19 protein-coding genes are annotated in these 15,520 nt (G+C 31.1%); 11 read left to right on the top strand and 8 right to left on the bottom strand.

Annotated features, from left to right (window positions below; all coding sequences use genetic code 11):
• Positions 1–21: 21 nt before the first annotated feature.
• From MK115_RS02440 to rpsD, 3 genes are all read right to left on the bottom strand, one after another.
• Complete coding sequence (locus MK115_RS02440) at positions 22–1,491, bottom strand: PLP-dependent transferase (protein WP_287608852.1); 1,470 nt, start codon at positions 1,489–1,491, stop codon at positions 22–24.
• A 3-nt stretch (positions 1,492–1,494) separates the two neighbouring features.
• The gene (locus tag MK115_RS02445; RefSeq protein WP_287608853.1) at positions 1,495–2,658 is read right to left on the bottom strand and encodes a trans-sulfuration enzyme family protein; all 1,164 of its coding nucleotides are present in this window, start codon (positions 2,656–2,658) and stop codon (positions 1,495–1,497) included.
• Between the two features lie 76 nt (positions 2,659–2,734).
• Positions 2,735–3,343, bottom strand: coding sequence for a 30S ribosomal protein S4 (rpsD, locus tag MK115_RS02450; protein ID WP_011817920.1), 609 nt, complete (start codon positions 3,341–3,343; stop codon positions 2,735–2,737).
• A 95-nt stretch (positions 3,344–3,438) separates the two neighbouring features.
• Here rpsD and yidD point away from each other — a divergent pair, with 95 nt between their 5' ends.
• The 4 genes from yidD to MK115_RS02470 all read left to right on the top strand — a co-directional run bounded on the left by yidD (position 3,439) and on the right by MK115_RS02470 (position 6,313).
• A complete protein-coding gene (yidD, locus tag MK115_RS02455) occupies positions 3,439–3,675 on the top strand; it encodes a membrane protein insertion efficiency factor YidD (protein ID WP_025922190.1) in 237 nt (78 codons plus the stop codon).
• 4 nt (positions 3,676–3,679) lie between these two features.
• Complete coding sequence (locus MK115_RS02460; protein WP_011375968.1) at positions 3,680–3,982, top strand: glutaredoxin family protein; 303 nt, start codon at positions 3,680–3,682, stop codon at positions 3,980–3,982.
• A 9-nt stretch (positions 3,983–3,991) separates the two neighbouring features.
• Entirely contained in the window at positions 3,992–5,527 is a 1,536-nt protein-coding gene (locus tag MK115_RS02465) for a UDP-N-acetylmuramoyl-L-alanyl-D-glutamate--2,6-diaminopimelate ligase (RefSeq protein WP_287608857.1), read from the top strand.
• A gap of 81 nt (positions 5,528–5,608) precedes the next feature.
• Complete coding sequence (locus MK115_RS02470) at positions 5,609–6,313, top strand: SDR family NAD(P)-dependent oxidoreductase (RefSeq protein WP_287608859.1); 705 nt, start codon at positions 5,609–5,611, stop codon at positions 6,311–6,313.
• Between the two features lie 28 nt (positions 6,314–6,341).
• Here MK115_RS02470 and MK115_RS02475 read toward each other — a convergent pair whose 3' ends face one another.
• The 3 genes from MK115_RS02475 to MK115_RS02485 form a co-directional block, all read right to left on the bottom strand.
• Positions 6,342–7,517: an aminotransferase class V-fold PLP-dependent enzyme gene (locus MK115_RS02475; RefSeq protein WP_287608860.1), complete on the bottom strand. Its 1,176-nt coding sequence runs from the start codon at positions 7,515–7,517 to the stop codon at positions 6,342–6,344.
• 36 nt (positions 7,518–7,553) lie between these two features.
• Complete coding sequence (locus MK115_RS02480) at positions 7,554–8,348, bottom strand: methyltransferase domain-containing protein (protein WP_287608862.1); 795 nt, start codon at positions 8,346–8,348, stop codon at positions 7,554–7,556.
• A 77-nt stretch (positions 8,349–8,425) separates the two neighbouring features.
• Complete coding sequence (locus MK115_RS02485; RefSeq protein ID WP_071813219.1) at positions 8,426–8,599, bottom strand: DUF4278 domain-containing protein; 174 nt, start codon at positions 8,597–8,599, stop codon at positions 8,426–8,428.
• 255 nt (positions 8,600–8,854) lie between these two features.
• On the opposite strand from MK115_RS02485, the gene MK115_RS02490 reads away from it, so the two are divergent.
• Positions 8,855–9,112: a hypothetical protein gene (locus tag MK115_RS02490; protein WP_011375974.1), complete on the top strand. Its 258-nt coding sequence runs from the start codon at positions 8,855–8,857 to the stop codon at positions 9,110–9,112.
• A 22-nt stretch (positions 9,113–9,134) separates the two neighbouring features.
• Here MK115_RS02490 and MK115_RS02495 read toward each other — a convergent pair whose 3' ends face one another.
• Complete coding sequence (locus MK115_RS02495; RefSeq protein ID WP_002805305.1) at positions 9,135–9,380, bottom strand: NifU family protein; 246 nt, start codon at positions 9,378–9,380, stop codon at positions 9,135–9,137.
• A 70-nt stretch (positions 9,381–9,450) separates the two neighbouring features.
• Between MK115_RS02495 and MK115_RS02500 the strand changes: the two genes are divergently transcribed.
• From MK115_RS02500 to MK115_RS02510, 3 genes are all read left to right on the top strand, one after another.
• Positions 9,451–10,947: a malate:quinone oxidoreductase gene (locus MK115_RS02500; RefSeq protein ID WP_287608883.1), complete on the top strand. Its 1,497-nt coding sequence runs from the start codon at positions 9,451–9,453 to the stop codon at positions 10,945–10,947.
• 55 nt (positions 10,948–11,002) lie between these two features.
• Positions 11,003–12,811: a translation elongation factor 4 gene (gene lepA / locus MK115_RS02505; RefSeq protein ID WP_011817927.1), complete on the top strand. Its 1,809-nt coding sequence runs from the start codon at positions 11,003–11,005 to the stop codon at positions 12,809–12,811.
• A 169-nt stretch (positions 12,812–12,980) separates the two neighbouring features.
• The gene (locus tag MK115_RS02510; protein ID WP_012007248.1) at positions 12,981–13,736 is read left to right on the top strand and encodes an ABC transporter permease; all 756 of its coding nucleotides are present in this window, start codon (positions 12,981–12,983) and stop codon (positions 13,734–13,736) included.
• Positions 13,737–13,738: 2 nt separating this feature from the next.
• Here the strand turns inward: MK115_RS02510 and trmH are convergent, their stop codons facing one another.
• Positions 13,739–14,410: a tRNA (guanosine(18)-2'-O)-methyltransferase TrmH gene (trmH, locus tag MK115_RS02515; protein WP_287608886.1), complete on the bottom strand. Its 672-nt coding sequence runs from the start codon at positions 14,408–14,410 to the stop codon at positions 13,739–13,741.
• Between the two features lie 96 nt (positions 14,411–14,506).
• Here trmH and MK115_RS02520 point away from each other — a divergent pair, with 96 nt between their 5' ends.
• The 3 genes from MK115_RS02520 (at position 14,507) to MK115_RS02530 (ending at position 15,519) form a co-directional block, all read left to right on the top strand.
• Positions 14,507–14,710, top strand: a complete 204-nt coding sequence (locus MK115_RS02520; RefSeq protein ID WP_011817930.1) for a hypothetical protein — start codon at positions 14,507–14,509, stop codon at positions 14,708–14,710.
• A 177-nt stretch (positions 14,711–14,887) separates the two neighbouring features.
• On the top strand, positions 14,888–15,280 hold the full coding sequence (locus MK115_RS02525) for a thiol-disulfide oxidoreductase DCC family protein (protein ID WP_042849887.1): 393 nt from the start codon (positions 14,888–14,890) through the stop codon (positions 15,278–15,280).
• A gap of 2 nt (positions 15,281–15,282) precedes the next feature.
• Positions 15,283–15,519, top strand: coding sequence for a TIGR03643 family protein (locus tag MK115_RS02530; protein WP_002806923.1), 237 nt, complete (start codon positions 15,283–15,285; stop codon positions 15,517–15,519).
• Position 15,520 lies beyond the last annotated feature (1 nt).

Consider the following 15,520-nt stretch of genomic DNA (forward strand, 5'->3'; position numbering starts at 1 on the left):
TATACGGTAAATACTAGGAATTTAGAAATTATTTAGTGCTTCAGAAAAGGTTTTCCATAATTGATCTTGGTCTTCTAATCCAACTGATACTCTAATAAGGTGCGAGGGTATACCAAAACTTTCAGCCCAATCCAACTCGTCATAATGAGCTAGTAAAACATAAGGACAAACTAGAGTAAATTTTGTACCTAAACTAGGTCCTTTAGATACTTTTAGAGAATCATAAAATTTTTTAGCTTTGTTCAATCCTCCATTTAATTCAAACGATAATAAGCAGCCGTATCCTCCATCAGAAGTAAGTAAAGAATTAAAATTTGGACAATTTTCAGGATGGAAAATATTTTTAATCTCGCTATGGGTCTCTAATCTTTTTTTTAATTCTAAACATGCTTTATTTTGTTCAAAAACTCTTTGATTTACATCTCTACTAACTTTCTCTAGATAAACTATATCTCCATCGGAAAGTATTGGAATATTAATCTCGTTTAATGCATTTCTAAACTGATCAATCCATTTGCTTTTTGGATTTAGTATTAATGATCCGGCAAGAATATCACCACTACCTGAAAAAATTTTTGTAAGTGAAGTAAAAACTATATCTGCATGTTCTATGGAATTTATATTTAAATTCGAACCAATTGTATCGTCAACAATTAACGGAATATTTAGCTTTTTTGCAATTTTTGAAATTTTTTTAATGTTTACACATTTGAGCATTGGATTACTTGGAAGTTCAATAATTAATGCTGATGGATTTATTCTTTTGATTTCTAATTCAATATCCGCGCAATTTTCTTCTGTAATTAACTTTGCTCCGTGAAAGATTTTCATTGGTAATTTAAGTACATCTACATATGGAAAACCAACTTGGAGTGTTGGTTTAGCTGGAAATAATTTATATATGATTTCTAATGATGTATGCAATGCAGACATTCCAGATGAAGTTAAGTGAATATCATTAGAGTTAATTTTTGTAGATTTAGAAATTCTATTTTTTATTCTTTGAGAACATTCATTTACGTAAGATTTTGGAGGGCAATCTTCAAGACCTAGTTCTATAGCGGCAGCTCTTGAAGATAGACCAAGACCAGTATGTTGCCAAAAATATTTTGCATAAATACTTCCTTCTTTTTCAGTTATTAAGAAAGCTAAATTATCTCTTTTTTCTATTAACGAGAATTGTTCAGAAGTATTTCTATCAATGTATTTTTTAGCTTTAAAAGCTATGCTTTCATTCGGATATGGCCAGATACTTTTATTGTTGTAGTAATTTTGCTTTTTTACTTTTTCGCATAATCTTTTCACTATGGGGTTTAGCCCGAATCGTGGGTAAATGGACTTCAATAAATTCATGCATTCTTGATCTTTTTCCTCGTAATTTATTACATCATTCCAAGTTGGTAATGCTACAGAAACGGCATGAATACTATCAGGAATTGCATATCCCAACTCTAAATTTTTCCATATAGGTTTTTTAAGTAAATCTCTCAATTTTCAGAATTTATTTAAAGCAAATAAAATGTCCGAGATTAAATCGTTTGTATCTTCACATCCAATTGATAATCTGACAAGAGCATCATCTATCCCTAGTAGATTTTTTGTTTTGTCATCAACAGAAGCATGAGTCATCGTTGCAGGGTGACAAATTAAACTTTCAACTCCTCCAAGGCTTTCTGCTAGAGAGAAATATTTGAGAGATTTGCAAAATTTAAAAGTATCCTCTTTATTTAAATTTAATTTTAGGGTGATCATTGAACCTCCAGATTTCATTTGCGATTTTGCTAAATTAAATTGCGGATGTTCTTGATTAAAAGGGTAAATTACTTTACTAATAATTTTATGATTACCTAATTCTTCAGAAATAAATTCTGCACTTTTAGTTTGTTGTTCGATTCTTAAAGGAAGAGTTTTTACTCCTCTCGTAATGAGCCAACTATCAAAAGGAGATGGTTGAAGCCCGAGAGCTTTTTGAGAGAAAAGCATCTTACTATTCCATTCCTCATTATTTGTAAGTACTGCTCCGCCAAGTGCGTCACTATGTCCATTAATGAATTTTGTGGTGCTTACAACCGATAGTGTTGCACCAAGGTCCAATGGTTTTTGAATAAGCGCTGTAGAAAATGTGTTGTCTACAACTACTGGTATTTCGAGTTTATTCGCTTCATCACAAATCGCCTTAATATCAAGTACCTTCAAAAGTGGATTAGTTGGACTTTCTAGCCATATCAAGGTTGGCTCGAAGTTTGAAATCTTTTTGATATTATTTTCGTTTGTAAAATCTGTGTATAAAACTTCTAGTCCAAATTTCTTGAAAACTTTTTCGAACATCCTCACTGTACAACCATAGAGATTTGACTCGCAGAGTATCTTGTCACCTGATTTTAGTGTTGATGAAATTGCAGTTACCGCGCTAATTCCAGATCCAAAAACTGTACAGTATTTAGAATCTTCTATTGATTTAAGGATGTTTTCTAGAATTCTAAAGTTTGGATTGCCTGATCTGGTGTAGTCGAAATTATCTTTATTTCCATGTTTGAAAGTAGATGTAGAAAAAATAGGAGGCATAACGCATCCAGTTTCTTCTGCAAATGTTTCCCCATGGTGAATAGATAAGGTCTTAAAACCTGGCTTTTTTATATTATTTTCCTTATTTCCCATTATTTTTAAAAATAAGAATTAAATTAAATCTCTCTTTTAAAAAATGAGAGATTTAATAATCCAAAGAAAAGTAGTATTAAACTTTTCTTGAATAATATTCAACAACTAGTAGTTCGTTTATTTCAAGAGCCACCCACTCTCTATCGCATTTCCCATTTATTTTTCCCGTTAATTTAGGTTTGTCTAAATCAAGATGAGGTGGGACATTTGCTAAACCAGGGAATTCTATATTACCTTCTACAAGTTTTTTGCTTGCTTTGTTTTCTTTAATTCCGATTACATCGCCTGATTTGCATTGATAACCAGCAATATCAAGAACCTTTCCATTAACGGTTACATGGCCATGATTTACTAATTGTCTTGAGCCTGGAATGGTACCTCCAAAACCTAATCTAAAACAAACATTATCAAGTCTGTTTTCTAAAAGTCTTAGTAGGTTAGTTCCTGTAGATCCTTCTTGAGCTCTAGCTTTTTTTACATAACGTACTAGTTGTTTTTCAGAAACTCCATAATTAAACCTAAGTTTCTGCTTTTCTTCTAGACGAATTGCATATTCTGATCGCTTGCGACGGGCTTGGCCGTGCTGACCTGGAGGATTAGACTTCTTTGAAGCTTTCCTGGTGAGACCTGGTAGTTCTCCCAAGCGACGCGTAACCCTTAATCTGGGGCCGCGGTATCTTGACATAATTTTAAATTAAATAGAAAATTGCAATAAATTGGATAATTGATTAAATTCAATTAAACTAATTACTACTGGAAATATTATTTTACATCATTAAAGTGTTCAAAACTATTAATAAATCAATTACTTCTATACTTCTTTTTATGATTTCGTTTTATCAAAAGTGGTTTTCTCCTTTTTTTGGACCAAGATGCAGATTTATTCCAAGTTGCAGCTCTTATGGATATGAGGCAATTACTAGACATGGTCCTTGGAAGGGAGGGTGGTTAACTTTAAAAAGATTAAGCAGATGTCATCCTTTAACTCCCTGTGGATGTGACCCTGTGCCTGACTAAATGAATGAAAATATTTATTTTTGTTAGGCAGGGATGTTGCCTTTGTGATTCATTAAAAAACAAACTGGCAAAAATAAATCTTAATGAGTTATTCCCTAATCTAGAGGAGCTTAAAGAAATTGATATTGATAGGGTCGATTTATATAAAGATAAATATAAAAAATATGATTATGAAGTACCTGTTATTGCTGTTGAAAGAATTAGGTCCGAGGAGATCATAGAATTGCCTCGCATTTCTCCAAGATTAAAAGATGATCAATTAAAGAATTGGTTTCAAAAAAATATTAGTACCATTCTGGAGAAATAATTTTTTTATATGAGATCTATAAAATTACATAAACTTTTAGATTTGGTAGGAATTATTCCTTCATTAGATTTAATCGATCATGAAATCAATAATATTTCTTTTAACTCTAAAGAAGTACAAAAAGGAACTTTATTTTTAGGTATGCCTGGTTTAAATGTTGATGGAGGAAAATATTGTATTGAGGCAATTGAAAATGGTGCAGAGGCTGCCATTATTGGGTCTGCTGCAAAAGAGAAAATTGGATCTATTGATCGAGAAAGGATTTTGGTTATAGAGGATAATTTAGATTATATTTTTGGTCAAATAGTCGCTGAGTTTTGGAATAGGCCTTCAAGAAAACTTAAACTTATTGGTGTTACGGGTACAAATGGAAAAACGACAATTACTTTTTTATTGGAATATCTTTTAAAAAAATTAGGGAAAAAGACTGCATTATTTGGGACCTTGTTTAATAGATGGCCTGGCTTCTCAGAAGTGGCTTCTCATACAACTGATTTCGCCGATAAACTTCAAAAGAAATTAAATGCTGCTGTTGAGGCAGAATCTGAATTCGCGATATTAGAGGTAAGTTCTCATTCTATTGCTCAAAACAGGATATCAGGATGCGAATTTGAGGCGGCTATTTTTACTAATTTAACTCAAGATCATCTTGATTATCACTCAGATATGGAATCATATTTTCAAACAAAAAGAAAATTATTTTTCCCACCTTACTTAAAAGAAAAAGATGGGATTTGTGTATTAAATCATGATGACCATTGGATATCTAAATTATCATCTGATCTTGAAAAAAGATCTTTATTAGTCTCTACAAAGATTACTGAAAGTGAATTTGAAAATGATGATTTTTTTTTCGTAACAGATAAAAAATTTACTGAAAGTGGTTCCACCTGTATTTTTCATACACCTAGGGAAAAAATTCAACTTTTTGTTCCACTTGTCGGTGAATTTAATTTAATGAATGCGATTCAAGCAATAACAATTTTGTATAAACTTAATTTTTCTTTAAAAGATCTATCAAAGTTAATACAATCTTTCCCTGGTGCTCCTGGGAGAATGGAGAAAATACAAATTGATAATAATGACGTTTCAAGATCTCTTCCAACAGTAATTGTTGATTATGCCCACACTCCTGATGGATTAAAAAAAGTTTTGCAATCAATTAAAAAACTTTGTGAAGGGAAACTAATAACTGTTTTTGGCTGTGGCGGAGATCGTGATCGTAGTAAAAGGCCTTTAATGGGATCAATAGCTGAAGAGTTTTCTGATCAACTTTTTATAACTTCAGATAATCCAAGATCAGAAGAACCCCAAAAGATAGTAAATGATATTTTGATGGGTATAAAAAAAAGAGAAAAAATAACAATTGAAATTGATAGATTTAAAGCAATAAATGAATCTATTAAATTTGCCAATAAAAAAGATATTGTTTTAATTGCAGGAAAAGGACATGAAGACTACCAAATTCTCAATGATAAAGTTATTAATTTTGATGATAGAAAAATAGCTTATAAATTATTAAAAGAAAAAAATAAATCTCAATAAAATTTCCTAATCAAATAAGAAAGATCTTTACGCAAATCACAAGAAAAGTTTCTTAGAATCAATGGAGTTATTTTTAATAAAATGAAAGGCTTAGCCTTAGTTGTAGGCGCAGGTGGAATTGGAACACAACTAGCTAAAGATCTGAATGAAAGTGAAAAAGATTTAGATGTTGTTTTGTGTGGAAGAAAAAGTGAATTTAATTCTTTTTGGGAATTAGATATAGAGGATTCTCAATCCCTTTTGCAGTTGAAAAATAAAATATCAAATCATCCTTCAAAATTAAGGCTAGTTGTTAATGCTACAGGTAGACTTCATAGTGATTCTCTTCAACCAGAAAAAAGATTACAACATCTTGATAAAAAAAATATGATGGAAAGTTTTTCAATAAATGCCTTTTCTCCTATTTTATTAGCTAAAGCGATTGAAGAATTTATACCAAAAGATTTTGATTTTAATTTTGCAAGTATAAGTGCAAGAGTTGGTAGCATTGGAGATAATCAAACTGGAGGTTGGTATTCATATAGAGCTGCAAAATCTGCGCAAAATCAGTTTTTTAAATCTTTAAGTATTGAATGGGCTAGACGTTTCCCAAAGGCTACTATCACATTGCTTCATCCAGGAACAGTAGATACTGATTTATCTAGACCTTTTCATAAATTTGTTCCAGAACATAAATTATTTAGTAAAGAAAAATCCTCCCAATTCTTGATCAATATTATTAAAAATCAATCACCAGAATCTACAGGAAAATTTATTGCATGGGACAACTCGGAGATACCTTGGTAAACTAAATTTTTTTTATATCAATAGATCTTTAAGTCAATATTTTTTTTATTTCTCTAGCAAGTAAATCAATCTCAGCTTCTGTAGTCATTTGATGTACGCATGCTCTAAACCATTTTGGATCTTCTAAAACTCTAATCCAAATTTTCTTTTCTCCAAGTTTCTTTACAAATTTATCCTTATCTTTAATATTTTCGATATTAAAACTAACAATCCCATTTAAATATTTTTTTTCTAAAACTAATTCAACACCCTTTGATTGATTTAATTCATCCCAAAGTTTTCCACTTAATTTTTTGATATTTTTGTTTTTTTCTTTTTCATGGCAGTCTTTATCCAAAAGATCTAAAGAATTCCGGAGCCCAGCAAGTAAAGGAATACAAGAGGTAGCTATTTCAAATTTCCTTGCATCATCATGAAAAAGATTATCTGAAGGCTCATAAATGCCTTGTTCTTTTTTTAATGATTTCCAACCAATTATTGTTGGATCTGTTTCATGAATAAATCTATCTGAGACATAAATGGCTCCAAGTCCTTCTGGTCCACATGCCCATTTATGAGAAGTTATTGAATATAAATCAGAATAAAAAACTTCTTTTTCAATATTTATGTGCCCAAAGGTTTGAGCACCATCAACAAGTAAATAAGAATCTTCTCGATTATTTTTTAATTCGATAGAAATTTGTTTTAAAGGAATTTTATATCCAAAGTTCCATAAGATATGAGAAATAATTAGGATCTTAGTCTTACTATTTAGATTTTTCAAAATCTCTAAAATTATATTTTCGTCGTTTAGATTTTTAATTTTTTGGATTGGCAAAATTTTGAATATTAATTTATTTCTTCTGCAAAATTCTCGACTTGCAGCCACTACTCCAGGATGTTCACAGTCACTTATTAACAACTCTTCTCCCTCTTCTACTTTTATTCCCCAAAAGGGCAAAATCATACCGGAAGAGATATTTTCGGTAAAAGCTACATTCTTTGAATTGACACCTAATTTTTGCGCAATGATTCTTTTTGTGGTCAATATTTCTTTGTAAATAAAAGGCCACATATCATTGGTAAATGGTCCTAAATCTTGGATAATTTCCCAAGTTTTAACTATTGCTTCTAGAGAAGATTTTGGTAATGGTCCTTGACCGCCATAGTTGAAATAATACTTATTTTTTAATGCGGGTATTTGATCTCTTAGATTATTTCTCATGGAAATTTATATTATATTTTCAACTCTTGAATTTTTTTAAATATTGCCCACTAAAGTTACTGTTCTAAATTCAATATCCTCAATTACTTTCCAAGGTTCAGCACTCCTTTCTGCAAATTTTAAATTTTTAAATCCTAGTTCTTTAAAATCACTTATAAACTCTGGCTCATACCATGCTCCACTAATACATCCTGTCCATAAATCATGATCATTTTGCAATCTTAAAGGAACTTTTTTGTTAGAGACGATATCGCTAATTGCAATTCTTCCATTATCGTTTAAAACTCTTTTTATGTTATTTAGAAGGTTATTTCTAGATTCTGGACTTACCAAGTTTAAAACGCAATTACTTAAAATAATATCAACTGATTTATCTGCGATTAATGGATTTAAATCTTTATCTAATTCATCAAGTTTTTCAATTGAACCTTCTAGAAATTCTGTATTGTTGAAACCTATATTTTTTGTAACTTCTTTAGAGGCTGATCTTGATAAAGAAAGCATGTCAGGATTCTGATCAACTCCAATAACTTTCCCTTCTTTCCCAACAATTTGGGCACAAATGAAAGCATTTTTGCCGCTACCACTTCCAAGATCTAAGACTATATCATTTTTTTGAACATATTTTGTTGGATCACCACACCCATAGTCTCTTTCTATAACCTCTTGAGGAATTGCTTCAAGTAAAACGGGATTAAACCCAACTGGTGTACAAAGACAACTTTCTTTTTCTTGTGCGGCTGAGCCATATCTTTCTTGAATCGCATCTTTATGATCGAATTGATTAGGTGCTTTATTCGATGTGTTTGTATTACAGCAACTTTCAGACATATTTTTTAAAGGACTCTTGATAAATATAGCCAAAAAAAAAGCCCCTGAAAAAGGGGCTTTTAATTTGTTTAATTAAATTATTTAGTGTAATTAACACCTCTGTAATTTAATTCTGCTTTTTCATTACTTGAAGAAGCGTCATCCATTCTGTTGGTGTATACGTTTCTTCTGTAGGTAAGTTCAACAAGTTGCTTTTTAGCAGCTTCTTTGTTTTGAACGTAGTTTTTACCTCTGTAAGTTAAAGTAGTCATGTTTCGATGTGACAACACGGCCATCCCCCGTTCCATGGTATGACTCGAACTGCGCCCTCAAATGAGGGTGAACGAAAAAGTAGCGATTGCTACCAAATTATTATAAGCGTATTTTTAACTGCATGTCTAGCTTTTACAAATAGAAACGAAGATTTAATGTTTTTTTAATTATTATCTTAGGTAAATTTTTTTATAAATAGTCTCTAAAAAGGTTTATGTTTATATTTGGTTTAATCTTCATGTAACTATTTATTTATGACAGGTTTTTTATATTTCTTGGGAAATACTTTAAGGTGGCCAGTGTTAAAGCCAAAAGAATTTTTTTCACTACATGCTTATTTTTCAATTATTTATTTGATAACTTTTACTTTGAGTAAATATGATGTAAGCCAATCAAATTTAGTTTTTACTTTAGGAATTCTTGCACCTCTTTTAATCGCTATTGGTCAAGGACTTCCAATTGATTGCCTTGATATGGAATCATCTTTGTTGAAGGAATTAAAAACTAAATAATATATATTTCAGTTAAAAATTTTTATAAAACCTGGACAACTTCGCTTATTTCAGGAATCATTTCTTTTAACTTTCTTTCAATACCCATTTTGAGAGTCATAGTGCTACTTGGGCAACTACCACATGCTCCTTGAAGTCTGACTTTGACAATTGGACCATCTATTTCTGCAATCTCTACATTACCTCCATCAGAAATTAAAAAAGGTCTTAGCTCGTCAAGGACTTTTTCTACATTTTCGTTTGTCAGCGAGAGTGTTTCAGTACTCATAATTTTGGATTAACTTTATAATAAGCCTAGAAAGAAATCTGATTAATTGCAAAAAAGATAATTTTCTGTTGTGACTTCATCTAAAAATCCCACTAATGACAATAGCTACTTTGATGCAGTCTTAGTAGGAGCAGGGATAATGAGTAGTACTTTAGCCCTCCTAATTTCAGAAGTTTTACCAGATATAAAATTTCTTATTATAGAAAAATTAAATGCTCCAGGAAGTGAAAGTACTGGCGCTTTTAATAATGCAGGTACAGGACATGCGGCTAATTGCGAATTAAACTATACCCCTTTAGATGAAAAAGGAAATCTAAAAATAGATAAAGCGCTCTCAATAAATCGTTCTTTTGAAACATCCATGTCTTTATGGGCCTCATTGTATGAAGCAGGGAAAATTGATATTAAGAAGTTTCTAAAATTTATTCCTCATATTAGCTTTGTGTCTGGTCAGGATAATATTTCTTTTTTAAAAAAAAGATTTCAGAAAATGACCGAAAATCCTGAATTTATCGATATGGAATTTTCTACATCTTTTGATGAAATTTCATCATGGGCTCCTCTAATAACAAAAGATAGAAATCCATCTACTCAAATTGCTGCTACCAGAATAGGTAGAGGAACTGATATTAATTTTGAGGCTTTAACTAAAGAGTATTTGTCATTAGTTTCCTTAAACAAAAATGTTGAAATTAGATACAAAACAGAATTAGTAGATTTAAAGAAAATTGATAAAAAACAATGGGAACTAGAAATCAGTTCTGAAGGTAGAAAAACTTCAATTAGAACTGGCTACGTTTTTCTTGGTGCTGGTGGAAAAACAATTAATTATTTACAAAAATCAAAAATTCCAGAAGCAAAAAGTTATGGTGGATTTCCTGTTAGTGGGAAATGGCTTATTTGCGAGAAAAAAGATCTAACAGAAAAACATAACTCAAAAGTTTATGGTAAAGCTGATATTGGATCGCCACCAATGTCTGTGCCTCATTTAGACACCAGATGGATTGATAATAAAAAACTTCTTTTATATGGACCTTTTGCTGGATTTACAACGAAATTTCTAAAACAAAGTTCATACTTTGACTTATTTAGTTCAATTAAAAAGAATAATATTTTTTCTATGTTAGACGTTGGTTTCAAGAACAACGATTTAATTAATTACCTAATATCACAATCATTAAAGAACCATAACTCAAGAGTTGAGAATTTAAAGAATATGATGCCATCAGCTAATCCTTCTGATTGGTATTTAAAGAATGCTGGTCAAAGAGTCCAAATAATTAAAAAAACTGAAGGTGGTGGTTCTTTGAAATTTGGAACTGAGATTGTAAATTCATCTGATGGATCATTATCTGCTTTGTTGGGAGCCTCTCCGGGAGCAAGTACTGCGGTTTCAATTATGGTTGAGGTTCTAGAAAAATCTGTTTTATTTTTAAACGATAAGCATAATCTTCAGAAAAAAATAAATGACTTAATTTATCCAGAACTATCAGTCTCTGAAAATTACAGTACCTTCATAAAAGAAATTAAAAAAAGAAATAATTCCATTTTTGGTTTCCATCCATAATTCTAATTAGCTAATATTAATCAAGATGTAATAAGAGGAGAATTTTTCTTTCTATATGACTGATATATCGGTTTCAAAAATTAGAAATTTCTGCATAATCGCTCATATTGACCATGGTAAATCTACCCTTGCAGATAGGTTGCTTCAAGATACTGGTACTGTGCAGCAAAGGGATATGCAAGAACAATTTTTGGACAGTATGGATCTTGAAAGAGAGAGAGGAATTACTATCAAGTTACAGGCCGCTAGGATGAAATATAAAGCTGACGATTCCCAAGAATATGTTTTGAACTTAATAGATACTCCAGGGCATGTTGATTTCTCTTATGAGGTTAGTAGATCTCTTCAAGCTTGTGAAGGCGCCTTACTTGTTGTTGATGCAAGTCAAGGAGTAGAAGCTCAAACCTTAGCTAATGTTTATCTTGCCTTAGAAAATAATCTTGAAATAATTCCTGTTTTAAATAAAGTTGATTTACCAGGGGCTGATGCTGAAAAAATAAAACAAGAAATAGAGGAAATTATTGGACTTGATACATCTAATGCAATAAATTGTTCAGCAAAAACTGGAGTTGGTATTAAAGATATTTTGGAAGCAATCGTAAGAAGAGTACCTCCTCCTCAAGATGAAATTAAACTACCTACAAAGGCACTGATTTTTGATTCTTATTATGATCCGTACAGGGGAGTTATTGTTTATTTCAGGGTGATATCTGGGTCTCTAAATAAGAGAGAAAAAATATTATTAATGGCAAGTAAGAAAAATTATGAACTAGATGAGATAGGAATAATGGCGCCTGATCAGCAGCAAGTTGATGAATTACATGCAGGAGAAGTTGGTTATTTAGCTGCTTCTATAAAATCAGTTGCTGATGCGAGAGTGGGAGATACGATTACTCTTTTAAATTCACCTGCCAATGATCCTTTGCCTGGATATAAGACAGCAAATCCTATGGTTTTTTGTGGCTTATTCCCGACTGATGCTGATCAATTCCCAGATTTAAGAGTATCACTAGAAAAATTACAATTATCTGATGCAGCTTTAAAATATGAGCCCGAAACCAGTAGCGCAATGGGCTTCGGATTTAGGTGCGGATTCCTAGGACTTCTTCATATGGAGATTGTTCAAGAAAGATTAGAAAGAGAATATGACTTGGATCTAATCGTAACGGCACCATCAGTTATTTATAAAGTTAATTTAAATCAGCAGGAACATATCTTTATTGATAATCCTTCTACAATTCCTGATCCACAACTTAGAGAATCAATAGAAGAGCCTTATGTGAAAATGGAAATTTATGCTCCCAATGAATTTAATGGAACATTAATGGGTTTATGTCAGGAAAGAAGGGGAGTATTTATAGATATGAAATACATAACAACAGATCGAGTTACCTTGATTTATGAAATTCCATTAGCAGAAGTTGTTACAGATTTCTTTGATCAAATGAAAAGTAGAACCCAAGGTTATGCATCAATGGAATATCATTTGATTGGCTATAGAAAAAATGACCTTGTTAGATTAGATGTTCTAATAAATTCAGAAAGAGCAGATCCATTAACTTCTATTGTTCATAAAGATAAGGCTTATGGAATTGGCAGAAGTTTAGTTGAGAAATTAAAAGAACTTATTCCAAAACAACAATTTAAAATACCTATTCAAGCATCAATCGGTAGCAGGATTATTGCAAGTGAAAGCATAAGTGCTTTGCGAAAAGATGTTTTATCTAAATGTTATGGAGGGGATATTTCTAGGAAAAAGAAACTTTTAAAGAAACAAGCCAAAGGTAAAAAGAGGATGAAGGCAATGGGTAAAGTTGAAGTCCCTCAAGAAGCTTTTATGGCAGTCTTGAAATTAAACCAGTAATTTCTTTTAATTTAAAATTTATAGCTATTTATTTTTAAAAGAATTGGGTATATTTCATTTATATCTTTAAAAAAAGATTTTGGATATTAACTCATTTAATCGTGTCGGCGCAAATATCAGAAAAGCTGGATTTTTAATTGTACTTTTTTATCTTCTTGTTGTTTTAATAATGAAATTTTTAGAGGCCAATAATTTTTTTGGCTATTCATTTTCAATGTTAAGCAATGATATCTTTGCCCCTCCTTCTCTTAATCATTTTTGTGGCACAGATAGATTAGGAAGAGATGTTTGCTTAAGAACTTTGCAAGGATCATCATTAGCGATAGAAGTTGTATTCTTAGCTATTCTTTTTTCATTAAGTTTGGGTTTGCCATTGGGATTATTAAGTGGATATTTTGGTGGTTTTTTTGATAAATGCTTATCACTAATAATGGATACTATTTTTTCAATACCTGTAATTTTGCTTTCAGTTGTTGTGGCTTTTGTATTGGGTAAGGGTATCCTTAACGCGGCTTTGGCATTGTGTATTGTTTACTCTCCTCAATATTTTAGATTAATCAGAAATCAGACAATATTGGTTAAATCCGAAACTTATGTGGAGGCAGCTCAAGTTGCAGGAGCTGATGTTAAAAAAATTATTTTTAAATATATTCTCCCAAATGTAATAACACCATTGCCTATTCTGCTTACCCTAAATGCTGCAGATGCTGTTTTGGTATTAGGAAGTTTAGGATTTTTAGGCCTTGGCGTTCCTGCAGATGTCCCAGAGTGGGGAAGTGATTTAAATCTGGCTCTTGCCGCTTTACCTACAGGTATCTGGTGGACGGCTTTGTTCCCAGGTTTGGCAATGTTTTTTTTAGTTTTAGGTCTTTCTTTTATAGGAGAGGACCTTGAAGAAATTTTTGATAGTCAAAATTCTGAATAAATTTAGTTATCTGTAATAGGATCAAGTTCTCCTTGATCATTCAACTTTGGATATTCTTTAGCTGATTTTTTATACACCGCAGCTAATTCTGGGTAACACCATTCAAAAAGTGTTTTTTGATATTCATCCATATTTAACCCTTCTCCATTAGCGGGCAATATACCTTTATTTTTTCTTTGGCGAACAGCTTCAAATAATAATATAGAAGCAGCAACTGAAACATTCAGAGATTGAACCATACCTCTCATAGGTATAAAAATTGATTGATCAACCATTGATATAAGTTCATTACTTAGTCCCCATTTTTCTGCTCCTAAAACAAAACATGTATTTTGAGAATAATCAAAATTTCTATAATCTACTGATTCACTATTAAGAGTCGTTCCATATAATTTAAAACCCTTATTCTTTAAATCAGATATTGCCGTGATAGTGTTTTCATGATTATTCAGTTTTACCCATTTTTGACTTCCTTGAGCAGTACTATTAAAAGTCTTAACGGCATTCGTTTTGCTAATAAAATTTGCTTCGAAAACTCCTGCTGCATCACATGTCCTTAATATCGCAGATAAATTATGTGGTTTATTGACATCCTCAACTAAAACAGTCAAGTTTTTCATTCTGCAATCTAAAACACTTTTGATTCGTTCAAATCTTCTTGGCAAAATTGACATTTATAATTTTTTCACACTTTTAAATTATATTCAAAAAATATTGATTACCTATTAAATCTCTTGGTTTATAATATTTTGGTAGTTTAAATTAACTCAATGGCATACATAGAATGGGACTATACAGTAATAACAAGTATGGTAGAAAAACAAGGGTGGGATTTACCTGATCGTGAATCGGAAGAATGGAATAAATTTAACGATGAATTAGGAGAAAAAATGAGAGGTGTTGGACTTATTTTTGAAAAATATTGTAAATTTACTCCTGACGTAGGAGAAGGAGTTCATCTTCTAGATGACTGATCATAAATAGTTTTAAACCATTGATGTATCCCTTAATCAATGGCTTATTAATTAATAAGATAATATAATTTCACTAAATTAGAACTGGCAATTATTAAGGCTTTATAAAGCTTGTACTCTAAAAAAAATTTTTTATTCCACAAAAAAGTTATTTAATTTCTATATTTGAATAAAAATATGAAAAATAAATTAACCTTTTTATTCGATGGTGGTTGTCCACTTTGTTTGAGAGAAACAAATTTTCTTAAAAAAAGAGATACCTTAAATCAAATTGCATTTATAGATATTAATAGTAAGGATTATGATCAAAGTCTTTTTAATGACATCTCATATTCAGAAGCTATGTCAAACCTGCATGGGATTATTGAAAATGGTGAAATTATTAGGGGACTAGATGTACTTGCATATTCTTATGAATTAGTTGGTTTAGGTTGGGTTTATTATCCCTTGAAGATTAAGCTCTTATCTCCATTATTGAGATTGGTTTACAGATATTGGGCAAAATATAGACTTCAAATTACAGGTAGATCCGATATTGAAAAACTTTGTACCTCACAATGTGAACAATAAATATGGAAAGTATCGATATAGACAGAATAATAGAAATGTGTTGGGAAGATAGAACACCCTTTGAAGCTATCGAGTATCAATTTGGTTTAAAAGAGGAAGATGCGATAAAAATTATGCGTCAAAATCTTAAACCCAAATCTTTCAAAGTCTGGAGAAAGAGAGTTTCGGGAAGAAATACAAAACATATGGCCCTTAAAGATTCAACTAGATTTAAATCTACTCATAAAAGAAAATTATAAA

Source organism: Prochlorococcus sp. ALOHA_ZT_50, assembly GCF_022447305.1.
GTDB lineage: Bacteria > Cyanobacteriota > Cyanobacteriia > PCC-6307 > Cyanobiaceae > Prochlorococcus_A.